We start from the raw sequence: 836 nt of genomic DNA, 5'->3' as shown, positions 1-836 counted from the left end.
GTGCCCTTCCCGAGAGATGGGTGACAGTTCATTCCGGAGACATGGGTTACACTTTCGGCCCTTTGCAAGGAGAGCAAGGTGCCTTGGAAGGAGTGTACGTCATGGAGAGCGGCTGAAGTTCATTGCCCGGCTGCTGGACGGCGAGAAGATGGCGGTGCTTTGCCGTGAGTTCGATATCTCGCGCAAGACCGGCTACAAGATCCTCACACGCTACAATGACAGTGGCCTTGAGGGGCTGACGGATCGATCACGCCGACCCTACCGCCACGCCAATCAGCTTCCGTTTCAAATCGAGAAGCTGATTGTGCGCCTCAAGCAAGACAAGCCGACCTGGGGTGCGCCAAAGATACGCGAACGGTTGGCCCGGCTGTATCCTGACGTTCACCGGCCTGCGATCTCGACGGCGCATGCGGTTCTCGACCGCCATGGCCTGGTCGAGCGCGCAAGCGAAGGCGCAACAGGGCGATGGGAACACCACTTTCAAACGGCTATCGGCCCAACGATCTGTGGTGTGCCGACTACAAAGGCGAGTTCATGCTCGCCGATCGGCGCTATTGCTATCCGCTGACGATCACCGACTTCGCCAGCCGCTATCTCATCGCCTGCGAGGCGTTGTCGACTACCAAGGAAGCCTATGCCTTCACGGTGTTCGAGAGCGTTTTCAAAGAGTTCGGCCTGCCCAGCGCCATCAGGACCGACAATGGCGTTCCCTTTGCCAGCCCAAACGCGCTGTTCAATCTCAGCAAACTGTCGGTCTGGTGGCTGCGCCTGGGCATCGACATCGAGCGCATCCAGCCGGGCTGTCCGCAGCAGAACGGGCGCCATGAGCGCATGCA

The 836-nt window shown here is 59.8% G+C and carries 1 pseudogene; it reads left to right on the top strand.

What is annotated here, in order from left to right:
- Positions 1–78 precede the first annotated feature (78 nt).
- Positions 79–836: pseudogene (locus NKI06_RS30840) on the top strand (helix-turn-helix domain-containing protein); the annotation flags it as partial.

The sequence above is a fragment of the Mesorhizobium sp. M0772 genome (assembly GCF_040320135.1).
Lineage (GTDB): Bacteria > Pseudomonadota > Alphaproteobacteria > Rhizobiales > Rhizobiaceae > Mesorhizobium.
This window is presented reverse-complemented; position numbering and strand designations above follow the sequence as displayed.